At 31.0% G+C, this 15,936-nt stretch carries 18 protein-coding genes; 10 read left to right on the top strand and 8 right to left on the bottom strand.

Going from position 1 to position 15,936, the window contains the following annotated elements; translation table 11 throughout:
- Positions 1-102, bottom strand: a 102-nt coding sequence (locus tag H8S10_RS16440) for an IS1 family transposase (RefSeq protein WP_347707662.1), incomplete at its 3' end; no start/stop codon positions are given.
- A gap of 125 nt (positions 103-227) precedes the next feature.
- Here H8S10_RS16440 and hemC point away from each other — a divergent pair.
- From hemC to H8S10_RS16415, 5 genes are all read left to right on the top strand, one after another.
- Positions 228-1,130: a hydroxymethylbilane synthase gene (hemC, locus tag H8S10_RS16435; RefSeq protein ID WP_186839595.1), complete on the top strand. Its 903-nt coding sequence runs from the start codon at positions 228-230 to the stop codon at positions 1,128-1,130.
- Positions 1,127-2,623 (top strand): uroporphyrinogen-III C-methyltransferase, encoded by a 1,497-nt coding sequence (cobA, locus tag H8S10_RS16430; RefSeq protein ID WP_186839594.1) that lies wholly within the window; start codon positions 1,127-1,129, stop codon positions 2,621-2,623. Before hemC ends, cobA begins: the two co-directional genes overlap by 4 nt.
- On the top strand, positions 2,623-3,606 hold the full coding sequence (hemB, locus tag H8S10_RS16425; RefSeq protein ID WP_186839593.1) for a porphobilinogen synthase: 984 nt from the start codon (positions 2,623-2,625) through the stop codon (positions 3,604-3,606). The genes cobA and hemB overlap by 1 nt, the downstream gene beginning before the upstream one ends.
- A gap of 242 nt (positions 3,607-3,848) precedes the next feature.
- The gene (gene speC, locus H8S10_RS16420) at positions 3,849-5,999 is read left to right on the top strand and encodes an ornithine decarboxylase (RefSeq protein WP_186839592.1); all 2,151 of its coding nucleotides are present in this window, start codon (positions 3,849-3,851) and stop codon (positions 5,997-5,999) included.
- 330 nt (positions 6,000-6,329) lie between these two features.
- Complete coding sequence (locus H8S10_RS16415) at positions 6,330-6,500, top strand: hypothetical protein (protein WP_186839591.1); 171 nt, start codon at positions 6,330-6,332, stop codon at positions 6,498-6,500.
- Positions 6,501-6,584: 84 nt separating this feature from the next.
- Here the strand turns inward: H8S10_RS16415 and H8S10_RS16410 are convergent, their stop codons facing one another.
- From H8S10_RS16410 to sdaAB, 4 genes are all read right to left on the bottom strand, one after another.
- The gene (locus H8S10_RS16410; protein WP_186839590.1) at positions 6,585-7,238 is read right to left on the bottom strand and encodes an NAD(P)H-dependent oxidoreductase; all 654 of its coding nucleotides are present in this window, start codon (positions 7,236-7,238) and stop codon (positions 6,585-6,587) included.
- Positions 7,239-7,404: 166 nt separating this feature from the next.
- Complete coding sequence (locus tag H8S10_RS16405; protein WP_055267839.1) at positions 7,405-8,430, bottom strand: PTS sugar transporter subunit IIC; 1,026 nt, start codon at positions 8,428-8,430, stop codon at positions 7,405-7,407.
- A gap of 91 nt (positions 8,431-8,521) precedes the next feature.
- Positions 8,522-9,409: an L-serine ammonia-lyase, iron-sulfur-dependent, subunit alpha gene (gene sdaAA, locus H8S10_RS16400; RefSeq protein ID WP_172675776.1), complete on the bottom strand. Its 888-nt coding sequence runs from the start codon at positions 9,407-9,409 to the stop codon at positions 8,522-8,524.
- Positions 9,410-9,422: 13 nt separating this feature from the next.
- A complete protein-coding gene (sdaAB, locus tag H8S10_RS16395; RefSeq protein ID WP_186839589.1) occupies positions 9,423-10,094 on the bottom strand; it encodes an L-serine ammonia-lyase, iron-sulfur-dependent subunit beta in 672 nt (223 codons plus the stop codon).
- Between the two features lie 252 nt (positions 10,095-10,346).
- Between sdaAB and H8S10_RS16390 the strand changes: the two genes are divergently transcribed.
- Positions 10,347-11,177: an SDR family NAD(P)-dependent oxidoreductase gene (locus tag H8S10_RS16390; RefSeq protein ID WP_186839588.1), complete on the top strand. Its 831-nt coding sequence runs from the start codon at positions 10,347-10,349 to the stop codon at positions 11,175-11,177.
- 107 nt (positions 11,178-11,284) lie between these two features.
- Here H8S10_RS16390 and H8S10_RS16385 read toward each other — a convergent pair whose 3' ends face one another.
- Entirely contained in the window at positions 11,285-11,860 is a 576-nt protein-coding gene (locus H8S10_RS16385; RefSeq protein WP_186839587.1) for a TetR/AcrR family transcriptional regulator, read from the bottom strand.
- 236 nt (positions 11,861-12,096) lie between these two features.
- Between H8S10_RS16385 and H8S10_RS16380 the strand changes: the two genes are divergently transcribed.
- The 3 genes from H8S10_RS16380 to H8S10_RS16375 are packed head-to-tail and all read left to right on the top strand — an operon-like array spanning position 12,097 to position 13,965.
- The gene (locus H8S10_RS16380; protein ID WP_243175896.1) at positions 12,097-13,449 is read left to right on the top strand and encodes an MMPL family transporter; all 1,353 of its coding nucleotides are present in this window, start codon (positions 12,097-12,099) and stop codon (positions 13,447-13,449) included.
- 12 nt (positions 13,450-13,461) lie between these two features.
- The gene (locus tag H8S10_RS18200; protein WP_243175895.1) at positions 13,462-13,776 is read left to right on the top strand and encodes a hypothetical protein; all 315 of its coding nucleotides are present in this window, start codon (positions 13,462-13,464) and stop codon (positions 13,774-13,776) included.
- Positions 13,777-13,965, top strand: coding sequence for a hypothetical protein (locus tag H8S10_RS16375; RefSeq protein ID WP_186839586.1), 189 nt, complete (start codon positions 13,777-13,779; stop codon positions 13,963-13,965).
- Between the two features lie 54 nt (positions 13,966-14,019).
- Here H8S10_RS16375 and H8S10_RS16370 read toward each other — a convergent pair whose 3' ends face one another.
- Positions 14,020-14,958 (bottom strand): transposase, encoded by a 939-nt coding sequence (locus tag H8S10_RS16370; RefSeq protein ID WP_186839585.1) that lies wholly within the window; start codon positions 14,956-14,958, stop codon positions 14,020-14,022.
- A 126-nt stretch (positions 14,959-15,084) separates the two neighbouring features.
- Complete coding sequence (locus H8S10_RS16365; RefSeq protein WP_186839584.1) at positions 15,085-15,705, bottom strand: lysozyme inhibitor LprI family protein; 621 nt, start codon at positions 15,703-15,705, stop codon at positions 15,085-15,087.
- Positions 15,706-15,834: 129 nt separating this feature from the next.
- Here H8S10_RS16365 and H8S10_RS16360 point away from each other — a divergent pair.
- Positions 15,835-15,936: IS1 family transposase (locus H8S10_RS16360; protein ID WP_347707662.1), on the top strand; the 102-nt coding region annotated here is incomplete at its 3' end.

Genomic DNA, 15,936 nt, shown 5'->3' with positions numbered 1-15,936 from the left:
ACACTGCTTACATTGATACTTTTGTTTAGCCTGCTTATTCATACCAAACTTGTATAGTTTATCAGAATTACAGCGTGGGCATTTTATATTAGTTTTGCTCATTGTTCTTCTCTCCTTTTCGAAGGGGGGTATTATTTAGTATCGCAAACCTATTGTATTTCCTTGGGCTGAGAAGAGCAATGTTCATATAACTTAACAGATCGTAAATAGACTATGGGAGCAGATTTATGAGTAAAAATAAAATTATAGTTGGAAGTAGAGATTCAAAGTTAGCTGTTATGCAGACAGAATTAGTTATGAATCAAATTCGTAGATATAACCCAAACTTAGAATTAGAACTAGTTACATTAAAAACTACAGGAGATTTAATTTTAGATAAGACCTTAGATAAAATTGGGGGAAAAGGGCTTTTTGTAAAAGAACTAGACCAGGCATTAATAGATGGAAGAATTGATATTGCAATTCATAGTTTAAAGGATATGCCGATGGAAGTAAGTGAAGATTTACCGATTGTAGCACTTCCAACACGTGGTGATGCAAGAGATGTATTAGTATTACCAGAAGGTGAAACTTTAGAATCTTTAGATAGGGAGAAATATTTATCTAACATAGGTTCTTCTAGTAATCGTAGAAAATTACAACTTGAAAATTTATATGGTAATGTGAAGATAACACCAGTAAGAGGAAATATTATTACTCGTCTTGCAAAGCTTGACAGAGGGGAATACTCATCTCTTATTCTTGCAGCAGCTGGATTACAAAGAGTTGGTTTAGAAAATAGAATAAGCAAATATTTCTCTGTAGAAGAAATGATTCCATCTGCAGGTCAAGGAATATTATCAATTCAAGCAAGAAAAGATTTAGATGTTAGCTTTTTACAAGGGGTAAATGACCCAATATCAATGTATTGTGCAACAGCAGAACGTAGCTTTGTAAGAGTATTAAATGGAGGATGCTCATCTCCAATTGCTGCTAATGCAAGAGTAATAGGAAATGAAATAAAGCTAGTAGGACTTCATTATAATGAGAAAACAAAAGAGCATATAATTGATACTATTGTAGGAGATGTACTAAAAGCAGAAGCTTTAGGTGAGACATTAGCAGACAAGTTGAGAGGTGAAATAGGATGAATACAGGAAAAGTGTGGCTTGTAGGAGCAGGTCCATCTGATGAAGGATTATTTACTTTAAAGGGGAAGCGTGTACTAGAACAAGCAGATGTTGTTGTTTATGATCAACTTGTTGGCGATGGAATTATGAGGATGATTCCAACTAATGCGGAATGTATTGATGTTGGTAAACATGCTGGAAATCATAAGGTTGTACAAGAAAGAATAAATGAAATTTTATTAGAAGAAGCTCAAAAAGGAAAAAGAGTTGTAAGACTAAAGGGTGGAGACCCGTTTTTATTTGGTCGTGGTGGTGAAGAGTTAGAATTATTATGTGAACATAATATTCCTTTTGAAATTGTACCTGGTATAACATCAGCAATATCTGTACCGGCTTATGCAGGGATACCCGTTACACATAGAGATTTTACTTCATCTCTACATATTATAACAGGTCATAAAAAGAAGGGTTGTAATGACCCTATTGATTATAAAAGCTTAGTAGCATTAGGAGATGTAACTTTAGTATTTCTTATGAGTGTAGGGGCTTTACCTGATATTTCAAAAGGCTTAATAGAAGCTGGAATGGATAAGAATACACCTGCTGCTATATTAGAAAAGGGAACTAGATATAATCAAAGAAAAGTAGTGGCAACTATTGAAACATTACCTGAAGAAGCAAGAAAAAATGATGTTGGAACTCCAGGCATAATTATTGTTGGAAAGGTATGTTCATTATCAGAAGAGTTTTCATGGGCAGAGAAGAGACCTTTAGGAGGAAGACGTATAATAATTACTAGACCTAGACGTAAATCATCTAAGCTTAAAGAGATGTTATATGACTTGGGGACAGAGGTAGTAGAAGTACCAAGTTTTGAAACTGTAGCTATTAATAATAATGAAGTATTAGATGAAGCTATAAATAATATTAAAGATTATAATTGGGTTGCTTTCACATCAGAAGCAGCAGTTGAAATATTTTTTAATGAATTAAGAGATAAAAAAATAGATATTAGAAATTTAATCAATGTTAAATTTGCAGTTGTTGGACCAGCTACTAAGAAAGCTGTAAAGAGTCGTGGAATATTTGTAGAATATATGCCAGAGGAATACTATGGTGAAGCTATGGCTAAAGGATTATCAGAGCGTATTTCTGTAGACGATAAAGTTATGGTTTGTGTACCTAAAGAAGTAGATACTGAGCTTTATAAAAATTTAAAGTCATATGAAAAACAAATAGATGTTGTTCCTTTATATGATATTGTATATGAGAAAAATAAAGATATTAAAGTTAATGATGAAGATTATGTTATATTTACTAGTGCATCTTCAGTAAAAGGCTTTGTAAACTCTATAGATGATTTAGATTATAATTCTATAAACTCAATTTGTATCGGAAAGAAGACAGCAGAAGAAGCTAGCAGTTATGGTATGAAGGTGTCAGTTTCAAAGGAAGCTACAATTGAAAGTTTAGTAGAATGTGTTATTGAATGTAGTAAGAGAGGTATTGATTAATGGACTTAATAAATAGACCGAGAAGACTTAGAAGTAATCCTTTTGTACGTTCTATGGTTAGAGAAACTAAGATGAATATAAAATCATTAGTTTATCCTATTTTTATAAAAGAAGGAACTGGCATTAAGGAAGAAATATCTTCAATGGAAAATCAATTTAGATATAGTATAGATATGTTGCCACAAGTTTTAAAAGAAATAGTAGATAGTGGTGTACAAAATGTTATGTTATTTGGAATTCCTGATAAAAAAGACCCATTAGGTACTGGAGCTTGGAGTGAAGATGGAATAATACAAAGAGCATTAAGAGTTGCGAAGAAGGAATGTCCAGAGCTTTATTACATAACAGATGTATGTCTTTGTGAATATACTTCACATGGTCATTGTGGTATGTTAAAGGGACAAGAGGTAGATAATGATAGTACTCTTCCTTTATTAGCAAAAACAGCTTTATCGCATGTACAAGCTGGAGCTGATATGGTTGCACCATCAGACATGATGGATGGAAGAGTTGCTGCAATAAGAAGTATATTAGATGAAAATGGTTATGAAAATATTCCAATTATGTCTTATGCAGTTAAATATTCATCATCTTTCTATGGACCATTTAGAGAAGCTGCTGGCTCAGCACCATCTTTTGGAGATAGAAAAACTTATCAGATGGATTATCATAATAAAAAAGAGGCAATGAGAGAAGCTTTATTAGACATTAGTGAAGGCGCAGATATTATTATGGTTAAGCCTGCATTATCATATTTAGATATAATTCGTGATGTTGCTAATGAAGTTAATGTTCCTGTAGCTGCATATAGTGTAAGTGGTGAATATGCCATGATAAAAGCAGCAGCAAAAATGGGGTTTATAGATGAAGATAATATTGTTTGTGAGACTGCTACAAGTATATATAGAGCAGGAGCAGATATATTACTAACATATTATGCAAAGGAACTTGCACAATTTATGAAGAGTGGAAGAATCGGCTAAAATAGCACCTTGTATTTGTTATATAGTAAATAGGATTACAAAAATATTTTTATATATTATGTTAAGAATTAAGCACCAGATAGGTGCTTTTTTTGATATTAGGAATATTATTAATATTACAGCATTTACTTTCAAATGCACTACCTATATAATTATGATGTTAATTATTAAAGTATATCTATAATATATTTTTGAAATTAAGCAAATTATAACTATATACTAAAAAGCAAGGGGGAATAAGCATGAAATCCTTAAAGATTGCTTGCACTAATAAAACAGAATATTATTTCTATACAGACAGAGAAATTATATCAGCAATGTCAACTGATTATACAGATGTAGCAGCTGCTGTAGTTAATGAATGTGATATAGAAATTATTAATAGCATATATGACACAAAATTCGGAATAGATATATTTGTTATAGCTGAGACTGATAATATTGATGAATCTATTAAAAATAAAGTTGCTAAAATAGTAAAAGCTGAAGATTTAAATACAGAAGAGTTCAGTAAAGAAGTAAATGAAGCAGCTGATAGATATGAAGAGCAAATGTTACCTCCATTTTTTGATGTCTTAAGTAAATATTCAAAAAGAGGAAATTTAGCATTTGCATGTCCAGGACATCAAGGTGGAAAGTACTTCCTTAAGCATCCAGCTGGAAGAGCTATGTATGAATTTTTTGGAGAAAATATATTTAAATCAGATATATGTAATGCAGACGTTGATTTAGGGGACTTATTAATACATGAAGGTCCTGCAATGTCAGCTCAAGCATATGCAGCAAAGGTATATAATGCAGATAAGACATACTTTGTAATGAATGGAACAAGTACGTCAAATGCTGTAGTTATAAATGCAACAGTTGCCCCTGGAGATTTAGTTTTATTTGATAGAAATAACCATAAATCTATATATAATTCAGCGTTAGTAACAGCTGGAGGAAAACCTGTATATTTAGAAACCTCTCGTAATCCATTTGGATTTATAGGAGGAATAGATGCACATTGCTTTAATGAAGAGTATTTAAGAAATGAGGCAGCTAAGGTTGATGCAGAAAAAGCTAAAAGTAAGAGACCATTTAGATTAGCTGTTATTCAGCTTGGAACTTACGATGGAACTATATATAATGCAAGACAGGTAGTTGATAAGATAGGACACCTTTGTGATTATATTCTTTTTGACTCAGCATGGGTTGGATATGAGCAGTTTATACCAATGATGAGAGATTGTTCTCCATTATTATTAAATTTAACACCAGAAGATCCAGGTATATTTGTTACACAATCTATACACAAGCAACAAGCAGGATTTTCTCAAACTTCTCAAATCCATAAGAAAGATAGTCATCTTAGAGGACAAAAGCGTTATATAGATCATAAGCGTTTCAATAATGCTTATATGTTATATGCTTCAACAAGTCCATTCTATCCATTATTTGCGGCATTAGATGTTAATGCTAGAATGCAAGATGGAGAAGCAGGAAGAAAGCTTTGGGCAGATTGTATAAAGATTGGTGTTGATGCTAGAAAAGACGTTTTAGAAAGATGTACTTTATTAAAACCATTTATTCCACCAGTAGTTAATGGAAAGCCATGGCAAGATTATGATACAGAAGAAATATCGACAAATATTGAATTCTTCAAATTCCATCCAGGAGAAAGATGGCATTCATTTGAAGGATATGGAGAAAACCAATACTTTGTAGACCCTAATAAATTTATGCTTACAACTCCAGGAATAAACGTAGAGACTGGTGAATACGAAGATTTTGGTATACCAGCAACAATACTTGCAAATTATTTAAGAGATAATAGAGTTATACCAGAAAAGTGTGATTTAAATTCTATTCTTTTCTTATTAACTCCAGCAGAAACTCCTGCAAAGATGAAAGGTCTTGTAAATCATCTTGTAAGATTTGAGACATTTATAAAAGAAAATGCTCCATTAAGTGAAGTTTTACCTGTGCTTTACTCTAAATATGAAGAGCGTTATAAAGGTTACACAATAAGAAGACTATGCCAAGAGATGCATGATTTCTATAAAAAGAATGATGCTAAAACTTATCAAAAGCTATTATTTAGAAGAGATTCACTTCCAGAGTATGTGATGGATCCAAGAGAAGCTAATGTTGAGCTTAAGAGAAATAATGCTAAGCTTATACCATTAACTGATATAGTTGGAGAGATTGCATTAGAAGGAGCGCTTCCTTATCCACCAGGAGTATTCTGTGTAGTTCCAGGTGAAAGATGGAATACAGTAGCCCAAAGATATTTCTTAATTTTAGAAGAGGGAATTAATTCTTTCCCAGGCTTTGCTCCAGAAATTCAAGGTGTTTACCTTGAAAAAGAAGATGGTAAGGTAAGAGCTTATGGTTATGTTTTAGATAAGTAAACTATCTATAAGACATTTTAGGATAAGTTGTTAAGAGTTTTTTTTTAAGTAAATATATAGATTAAAATACTAAAAAGACTTATGCATAAATGAATTGCATAAGTCTTTCATTTAATGTTTCATCTGAATCAAATAATATAACTTCGTATTTCATAAAATATCCTTCAAATGTTCCGTAAATAATTTAAACATAAAGTAGTTTGATAGAAATATATTTATACACCATTCTTTAGAAGTTTATATAAATAAAAATATTATAGTATAGACATCATTTTGACACAGTTTTAGGTTATAATGTATATATAAAGGAATGAACCAGGAGGTTTTATTATGATGCTATTAGGTTTAGGATTAACTGTACTTATTACTTACTTTGTTATTAAAACAGAGGATACAAAGAAAATAGAGTTAGTTACTGAGAAGGTAAAGGTAGAAAATAATTTAAAGAAAAGAATTATTAATGCAGATTCAGATGAGTTAAAGAGATTAGGAATGAGATAATGTTATAAATATAAAGGGTGTTGCTCAGGTTATGTGAGCAGCACCTTTTGTTATTTATATTTAGAGAAGTCTCACTTAATATCTTTATTTAATTAAAACGACAACTTCATCCATAGGCTGTCTTGTTTTAGGAGTTGCATCACTAACTCTATATCCAAAGGCACAACCTAGTGTTATTTCGAATTTAGAAGTATCTAATAGACCTTTATCCATTAGGATTTTTTCAACAGCATTCTTATCTATACCTCCTATAGCACATGAATCTATATTAAGTAATGCAGCTGTCATCATCATACTGGATAAAGCTATATAAGTTTGCTCAGAGGCATATCTTTGTAATGCAGAATCAGTAGTAAGAATTGTGTCTTCAAATTTCTTCATAAATCCTTTCATCATAGATACTGATTCTTCAGGGAGCTTTTTTACATCTCTTAATAAATGGTCTATATATTCAGAGTTTGATTTTATTTCATTGGCAGTTCTAGTTAATAATATTACAAAATGACTACATGTATTTATTTGAGTAGTTCCACCAAAGCATACAGGGGCTAGTTCTTTCCTAAGGACTTCATTTTGTATAGCTATAAACTTCCAAGGTTCTATTCCCATAGAACTAGCTGCAAGTCTTCCTCCTTCTAATATTACATTAAAGTCTTCATCATTAATTTTTTTAGAAGAATCAAATTCCTTACAAGCGTGTCTAAAATTTAATACATTCATTACTTCATTTCTATTCATAATAATTTTCTCCTTTATTATAAAATATTTAATTTCTTTATTAAAAGTATTAGCTAATAAAAAAATATTATTTAATAAAAAATATAATAAATACTATCCTAAGATAAATAGTATTATTATCTTAGGATAGTCTTATAAATTATGTATAAGTATATTTGACGTTTGATTATGCTGCTTTAGGATTTCTTATTTCATCAGCAGTAAGGATTTTCTTATTTTTAAATATTAAGTATCCGATATATCCACTTATTACACTTACTATAATACATCCAGCTGCTGCTATTAAAACTTTTATAGCTGGGTTGTAAGCAAACATAACTGCAAATCCTGCAATCGGAGTAGCTGTACCTGGAGTATTGTTTACTAATCCCATTAAAGCAACTATTATACCACTTGCTGCTCCTCCTATAAAGTTTGTTACGTAAACTGGAATAGGGTTTGCACTAATTATATCTGCTTGAGTAAGAGGTTCTATAGCAACTGCTATAGTATCTTTCTTAGAACCAAACTTCATTTTGTGGAAGAATACATAGTTCATGAAAGAAGAACCAAATACTGCTAAAGCACCTATAGCCATTGGAACACCAGTTAATCCAAGCATAGCAGTAAGAGCCATTGAGCTAAGTGGAGCTGTAGCAACTACCGTTAATATTCCACCAAGGATAATTCCCATAATTACAGGGCTTGAATTTGCAGATGAAAGTAATACATCACCTATTTTTAATAATGTTCCATTAACTATTGGGTTTACGCCAGTAGCAATTAATCTAGAAAGTGGGGCAGCGATAATTATTATAGCAATAAGATCTAAACCAGCTGGCACTTTCTTTTCTAAGAATTTAACAACGTAAGATATTAGGTATCCTGCTATAAATCCTGGTAATATACCAAAGCCTGAAACAGCAAGACCAGTTAATACTGCATAAACTGGAGAAACTCCAAGAGCTAGCGGTACAAGTATACCTGCTGCAACACCACCAAGGCTTCCGTTTGCATTACCTACACCTTGTAAAAATTCAATTTTTAATACTTCACCAAAGAATGCAAAGTGAAAGGCTTCAACTAAGAAACTAGCACAAGCTGCATTTGCAAGAGCTCCCATAGCCTTCATTCCATTTGGTGCCTTGTAGCTAAATAAAGTAAATAGTCCAAGTACTACAAGTAAAAGAACAGTTCCAAATATGATATCCATTTTTTCATCCCCTATTAATCATTTGTTTTTTTAAAATTTATCATAAGTTAAATTTTTGCTGTTAAGTAGTTAAGTAATTATTCGTTTATTATTATTTAGAAGATTTCCCGAATACTTTTTCTTTAAGTGCTAGACCAGTTTCAGTAATAGCAACTCCACCTAAAGCTGTTTCTCTTAATTCCGCAGGCATGCTTGTACCAACTTTGTACATTGCTGAAACTGCATCATCAAAAGGAATCTTTGAATCTACTCCTGCCATTACCATATCTGCTGTACAAAGAGCACTTATTGCACCTGATACATTTCTTTTTGCACAAGGTATTTCAACAAGACCAGCAACAGGGTCACATACTAGACCTAATACGTTTTTGAAAATTATAGCTGCAGCATCTAAACTCATCTTAGGAGTACCACCCATAAGTTCAACTACAGCACCTGCTGCCATTGCAGCTGCAGAACCACATTCAGCTTGACATCCACCTTCTGCACCAGAGAAAGTAGCATTCATTCCTATAATCATACCGATAGCTGAAGATGCAAATAAACCTTGAATAAGTTCTTCATCAGTTTTATTTAATAATTCTCCAGCACTTAAGATTACAGCAGGAAGGATACCACATGAACCAGCAGTTGGACATGCAACTATCTTACCCATAGCACCATTTACTTCTGAAGATGACATAGCCATTGCCATTGCAGTAACGATACCACTTCCCATTAATGATTTACCAGAGTTGCTGTATTGTTGTAGACGATAAGCATCTCCACCGATAAGACCACTAAGAGAATATACTTGTTTCTCTCTACCAACAGTAGCACTTTCTTTCATTGCATCAAGAGTAAGTTTCATTTGTTCAAATAAGTATTCACGAGAAACGCCTTTGCATTCCATTTCTTTACGTATAGCATATTCACTTAAAGATATTTGTTCTTTTTCACATATTTCAATTAATTCTTTACCAGAATTTGCAATCATCATAGTTAAAATCCCCCTAACCTAAAGAGTTTATAACAATAACACGGTTTACTCCGTCTATTGATTTTATTTGTTCAATTACTGCATCAGAAGCAGTGTGGTCTATTTCAACAGTCATTGTAGCATCTTGTCCTTTTTGACTTCTTACAAGAGCCATATTAGCGATATTAATTTCATTTTCATAGAAAATAGTAGAAATCTTAGAAATAGTACCAGGAATGTCATCGTGGCTAGTAATAATAGTAGGATATTCTCCAGTTATTTTTACCTTATTTCCATTTATCTCATAAATTTCAACTAGTCCACCACCGATAGAAGAGCCTAGCACTTCCCATTGAATATCATCTAAATCAGTGATAAGAAATTTTACTGTATTAGGATGAACTTGTCCTAAATCTGCTGGAAGAAATTTAATTGTTAGACCCTCTGATTCAGCAATTAAAAGTGAGTCTTTAAGCCTAGAATCATCAGGCATCATTCCTAATATTCCTGCAACAAGTGCACGGTCTGTTCCATGTCCTTTATAAGTTTCTTTAAAAGATCCATGCAGTAAAAAAGTAACATCCTTGATAGGTTTATTTACAATTGTTCTAGCTATTTTACCAAGTCTTGCTGCACCAGCTGTGTGTGATGATGATGGACCTATCATAATTGGCCCTAAAACGTCAAATATTCCGATATTAGCCACGATAATCATCCTTTCTGTGTATTTATAAGTATTTTTAAAATTTTTCTGATTACGGTTACAGAATACAATATTCGACAAACTTTGTAAATACTTTTATTAAAATATAATAAATTACTATGTATTTTATAGATAAATTAAGGGAATAATAAAAAACTAATGAAAATTATCAAAAAATGTTTGCTAAATTTTAACAAATAAGATTGGGAATTGTGCTATAATTATTAGGAAAATAATGCAAAAAGGAGAGTTGGAATGAGAGATTATTTTGAAGGTAGATTTGAAGGGAAAAATATGCTAGTAACTGGGGGAACATCTGGTATAGGTAAAGCAGTCTGTGTTAGGGCTGCAAAAGAAGGGGCCTTTGTAATTATAGTAGGACGTAACGAGGAAAGAGGGCAGTCTGTACTTTCTGAAATAGTTCAAAATGGTGGTAAAGCAAGATTTATAAAAGCTGATGTTAGTAGAGAAGATGAAGTTACAAGCTTATTTAATATAATAAACAATGAAGTAGGAGAATTACATGTTGCTATCAATAATGCTGGAGTTGTAGGACATGGAGAAAGAATTGATGAGCTATCTACAGAAGAATGGTCAAGAGTTATAAATACAAATTTAAATTCAGCATTTTATTGTTGTAGAGAAGAAGTTAAAAATATGTTGAACCATAAACAAGGTGGTTCTATAGTAAATGTATCATCAGTAGCAGGAACTACAGGTTTTTATAGAGCAAGTGCTTATGTTACATCTAAGCATGCGCTTAATGGATTAACTAAAGCTGTAGCTAATGATTTGGCTAAATTTAACATACGTTGTAATTCAGTTTCTCCAGCAGTTACAGCAACACCATTAAATGATAGAAGTGCTCAAGAGATTAAAGTTAAGCTTGGAACAGCTATGGCTCAAGGAAAATCTTTAGAGGAAGCAAAATCAGAAACTATGATAGGTGGAAAAACTGAAACATTACAAAAACGTTCAGCAACTCCTGAAGAGCAAGCAGCAACTATTCTTTATATAGCAAGTGAAGAAGCAGCTCATATAACTGGCTCTATCATTATGAGTGATGGTGGTTATACAGCTTACTAAAATGAAATTTAGTTAGAAATAAAATCTAGCACAAAAGTTTAACAACTAAAGTGCTAGATTTTTTAATTATTTGTAACTTTATTTATCAGAAAGATAAGATAAAGATTCTATTTTAAAGTTTGAAATCCATGAAGTATAAAAGATTCTGTTAATAATGCTATTTCATGTGGTGATTCCTTTAGTCCATTATTTAACCAGGCCTCAAATAATCCTAAACATCCTGAAAGAATATAAGTATAAAAATAATCAAAGTTATTCATGTTTTCAGAGTTAAAAAAGGCACTCCATGAAGTAAAACAGTTTTTTCGTATAATATCTTTTATTTTATTAACAAAAGCAATATCTCCATTACGACCTAATAATACTGTTGTCATGGAAGCATTATCTTTTAAAAACATAAAAATATCTTCTAAAAGAGGCAGAGGACGGCCATCAAGTTTATCTGGAGAATGAGCATCCATAATTTTATTAAATTCCTCAAATAATTCTTCTTCAATTTTTTCTAGCAAATTAAAAATATCTTTGTAATGCAAGTAGAATGTTCCTCTATTTAAATCAACTTTTTCTGTAAGTTCTCTAACTGTAATATCATTTATACTTTTTTCCAACATAAGTTCAATAAGTCCATCTTTTAAGGCATTTTTAGTCTTTCTGATACGCCTATCAGTAGATTTCTGCTCCATAGATATCCTACTAAGATTTATTTCAATATCATGTATGAAAAATGGTTATTAAAAATAGACACATTTTTAAAATCTGTCTAATAATATTCAGAGTTACAAAAGGGAGTCTAGTTTTTAACATTTTCAAAAATATTGATTATTGATATGGAAATTTTAGTCTATTATAATCTAAATGGACTAATAAATCAACACAGTGTCTAATAATTAGGCTATTTAAAAAGGGGATGGAGCAATAAATGAAGGAAAAGTTTTTTAGAGGAGTTGTAAAGCATAAAAGATTAATTTTAATAGTTTTTTTTATAGTAACGATATTTTCAGCTTTATGTAAGCCATTGGTTTCTGTTAATTATGACATGAACGATTACCTTCCAGATGATACATCATCAACAGTATCTCTAAATGTAATGGAGAATGAGTTCAAGGGTGGAATACCTAATGGAAGGATAATGGTATCTAATGTTACTATACCTGAAGCTATTGATATTAAAGATAAACTTGAAGCTATTGATGGTGTTGATGAAGTTATGTGGTTAGATGATGTAGCTAATATAAAAGAGCCATTAGATACTATAGATAAAGATATAATTAGCGATTATTACATTGATGGGAATGCCTTATTTACTGTAACTGTAGATGAAAGTAAAAGAATAGAGGCTGTAAATGAGATAAGGGATTTGATTGGTGATGATAATGCATTTTCAGGAACAGTAGTAGATACAGTCGTTGCAACAGAATCTACTACAAAGGAAATTGGTAGAATAGTGATGATAGCAGTACCGTTTACCTTATTAGTTCTATTAGTTACTACAACATCATGGTTTGAACCTATCATATTACTATTATCAATAGGTGTAGCAATTATGATAAATTCTGGTACAAACTTGATTTTTGGAGAAATATCTTTTGTAACTAATGCAGCAGGAAACATATTGCAGTTAGCGGTATCACTAGATTATTCTGTATTTTTATTACATCGATATAAAGAGATACGAAAAGAAGTATTAGATAATAAAGAGGCTATGGTACAAGCGTTATGCAAATCTACAGGTTCAATTTTATCTAGTGGATTAACTACTGTAATTGGATTCTTAGCTCTTACAGTAATGCAATTTAAATTAGGACCAGACCTTGGATTTGCATTAGCTAAGGGAATAGCTTTAAGCTTAATAACAGTGTTTATTTTTACTCCAGGATTAATTTTATATTGCAGTAAGCTAATTGATAAAGGGGAGCATAGAAACTTTATGCCTAGTTTCAATGGATTTGCTAAGGTAGTAAGAAAGATTATGATACCATTTTCTATTTTATTTGCAATTGTAATTGTACCTTCTTATTTAGCATCTATAAATAATGACTATTATTATGGAGCTTCTAAGATATTTGGAGAAGATACTAAATTAGGACGAGATACAAAGTTGATAGAAGATACTTTTGGTAAGTCAAATAACTTTGTATTAATGGTACCTAGAGGTGATTTTGAGACTGAGGAAAAATTATCAGAAAGACTTAAGAAAGTTGAAGAGGTAAGCTCTATAATATCTTATGTAGATAAAGCAGGTGCAGAAGTTCCTATGGAATATTTAGATTAAGATACTTTATTAATGACTGAAAGATATCTAGAATTTAGAAAAGATTTTAATAAAAAAGAGTCTGTAGTAAAGACAGTATCAGTATCAATGGTTTCAATACTTACTTCAGGTACAGTATTGACAGCTGTAGGACTTTTACTTGGATATATGACAACCCATCAATTACTAGCACAGCTTGGAAGACTTCTTGGAAAAGGAACAATATGTTCATTAGTAATTGTAATATTTGTTATACCAGGCTTGTTATATATTTTTGATGGTGTAGTTGTTAAAAAGAATAAGATTAAAAAAGCTGAAGGATTAGATATAAAGGAAGGATTGATATAAATGGATAATAATAAAGTAGTAAAAAGAACTGCAGCTGGTGTTGTGACATCTCTATTTGTAATTTCAAATATATTACCAACTGTTGTACAAGCAGCTTCAATAGCTAGTAATAAAGAAGAAGTAGTATATGTAAATTTAAATTCCGATGGCGATTTACTTGGAACTTACGTAGTTAATATATTTAATTAGGTTGTTGAATAACTAATTTTTACAGATAGTTATTTAAGAAAATATTCTTTGAACTCATAGATTCCAAGGATATTTTCTACTTTTTATTCCTTGCTGCTTTTTATTAAATTCATCTATTAAATATGATAATAATACCCATTTTATATGACGTTCGTATCGGGATTGTCCATATAATCTTGGATTTTCTAAATTATATAATCCTTTTAATACAGAAAATAATTGCTCTATTTTTAATCTGTTTTTATATAATTTTAATCCAATAGGAGATTTCATAAATACAGCATTTTCATATCTTTTGCCTGTAAATGACTCAATACTTTTAGCCTTACGCATATTAATATCAGTCAATAGATTTAACTCTAAATCAGAAACGATATTAAACCACTCTGTAGAATCATATGCAGCATCAGCAATTATTAAAAATGGATTATAAGTTTTAACCTCATAAAGTAAGTGTGAAAGTTGATTATCATAAACATTTGCTGTTGTTAAATCAAAGACTAAAGGAATTATAATATCGGTAACTGCTGCAATACAATGCAACTTATAACCTTTAAAATAACCAAGTCGAGTACTTTTACCCGATTTAGCTTCGCTATCGTATTTAGAACTTCTTAATGCAGTTCCATCTATTGCACATAATCTAATTTCAGGATCAATAAATTCAATAAACATAGCATAAATACCATAATATATATGCTTTTCTAAGTGTTTTGCCCTTAGTGATAAAGTAGAGTAATCTGGAACATCATCAATTTGAATTATAGCTCTAAATATATGGTCTTGTTTTATTCGATATTCAAGTTCTCTTAGGCTAAAAATACTATTTTTAACGCCGTATAACATATAGCAAACTATTTGTTGATCTGAATATTTACGAGGTCTTCCTTTAGTATTTTGATTATTTGGGCTTAATTTAGTAAATGCAATTTTAACAGCTTCAAAAATTTTATAATAAGTATTTTCGCTTTTAATATTTAATGGTATAATCATGTTCTAGTCATTCCTTTTGTGATGTATTTGGGTTTTTAGCGAAATTATTATATCACAAAAGAGTGACTTTATTTATTTTTACAAATTTTGTTTATTCAACAACCTATAATATGAAAAAGTATATGATTATTTCATATATTGATTAACTAGTTCATAACATCTTTCTTTTGTACTCTCTATTTTACTACTTATAGACATATAAGGAGCTATCGTCCCTCCTTTATATTTATCTGCCGCTTCTTCGCCTTTTAACTCCTTAATATTAATCCACTCGATTTCTTCTTCTCTTAATTTATCCATATCTTCTTGTGGAAGTTGTTGTTCTAATACAAAATAAATTTCATTTAAAATATCATCCCATTGTTTATATTCATCACTAGCTGCTTTAATCAAATCTAGCGTTGTAGGTCCAGCATATCTTTCATCACGAGTTTCTTCTAAATTTTCATCTAATTCATTTAATTTATTTAGATACATTTGTTTTTGAGATTCTATATCTTGTGCTGATGCAGTATCTTGTGCTGAATCAACATCTTGTGCTGAACCAACATCTTGTGCTGAACCAACATCTTGTGCTGAATCAACATCTTGTGCTGAACCAACATCTTGTGCTGAACCAATATCTTGTGCCTCTTTACTTAAATTAGTATTTTCTACATCCTTCACCAAATTATTATTAGAACATCCAGTTGATAATATAGATAAGCCTAACAATATACTAGTTAGCATTTTCTCAACTTTTTTCATTTTTCATAAAACCTCCTTCATCTAATTTTCGATCTGTTAAGTTATATGAACATTGCTCTTCTCAACCCAAGGAAATACAATAGGTTTGCAAGACTAAATAATACCCCCTTCGAAAAGGAGAGAAGAACAATGAGCAAAACTAATATAAAATGCCCACGCTGTAATTCTGATAAACTATACAAGTTTGGTATGAATAAGCAGGCTAAACAAAAGTATCAATGTAAGCAGTGT

The sequence above is a fragment of the Clostridium sp. NSJ-49 genome (assembly GCF_014287725.1).
Lineage (GTDB): Bacteria > Bacillota > Clostridia > Clostridiales > Clostridiaceae > Clostridium > Clostridium disporicum_B.
This window is presented reverse-complemented; position numbering and strand designations above follow the sequence as displayed.

Excerpts from the sequence above, each read along its gene's own strand:
- H8S10_RS16405 (WP_055267839.1), bottom strand. The coding sequence starts at position 8,430 with ATGGATATCATATTTGGAACTGTTCTTTTACTTGTAGTACTTGGACTA.
- cobA (WP_186839594.1), top strand. The coding sequence starts at position 1,127 with ATGAATACAGGAAAAGTGTGGCTTGTAGGAGCAGGTCCATCTGATGAA.
- H8S10_RS18200 (WP_243175895.1), top strand. The coding sequence starts at position 13,462 with ATGACTGAAAGATATCTAGAATTTAGAAAAGATTTTAATAAAAAAGAG.
- H8S10_RS16370 (WP_186839585.1), bottom strand. The coding sequence starts at position 14,958 with ATGATTATACCATTAAATATTAAAAGCGAAAATACTTATTATAAAATT.
- speC (WP_186839592.1), top strand. The coding sequence starts at position 3,849 with ATGAAATCCTTAAAGATTGCTTGCACTAATAAAACAGAATATTATTTC.
- sdaAA (WP_172675776.1), bottom strand. The coding sequence starts at position 9,409 with ATGATGATTGCAAATTCTGGTAAAGAATTAATTGAAATATGTGAAAAA.
- hemC (WP_186839595.1), top strand. The coding sequence starts at position 228 with ATGAGTAAAAATAAAATTATAGTTGGAAGTAGAGATTCAAAGTTAGCT.
- H8S10_RS16385 (WP_186839587.1), bottom strand. The coding sequence starts at position 11,860 with ATGGAGCAGAAATCTACTGATAGGCGTATCAGAAAGACTAAAAATGCC.
- hemB (WP_186839593.1), top strand. The coding sequence starts at position 2,623 with ATGGACTTAATAAATAGACCGAGAAGACTTAGAAGTAATCCTTTTGTA.
- H8S10_RS16415 (WP_186839591.1), top strand. The coding sequence starts at position 6,330 with ATGATGCTATTAGGTTTAGGATTAACTGTACTTATTACTTACTTTGTT.
- H8S10_RS16390 (WP_186839588.1), top strand. The coding sequence starts at position 10,347 with ATGAGAGATTATTTTGAAGGTAGATTTGAAGGGAAAAATATGCTAGTA.
- H8S10_RS16380 (WP_243175896.1), top strand. The coding sequence starts at position 12,097 with ATGAAGGAAAAGTTTTTTAGAGGAGTTGTAAAGCATAAAAGATTAATT.
- H8S10_RS16365 (WP_186839584.1), bottom strand. The coding sequence starts at position 15,705 with ATGAAAAAAGTTGAGAAAATGCTAACTAGTATATTGTTAGGCTTATCT.
- H8S10_RS16375 (WP_186839586.1), top strand. The coding sequence starts at position 13,777 with ATGGATAATAATAAAGTAGTAAAAAGAACTGCAGCTGGTGTTGTGACA.
- H8S10_RS16410 (WP_186839590.1), bottom strand. The coding sequence starts at position 7,238 with ATGAATAGAAATGAAGTAATGAATGTATTAAATTTTAGACACGCTTGT.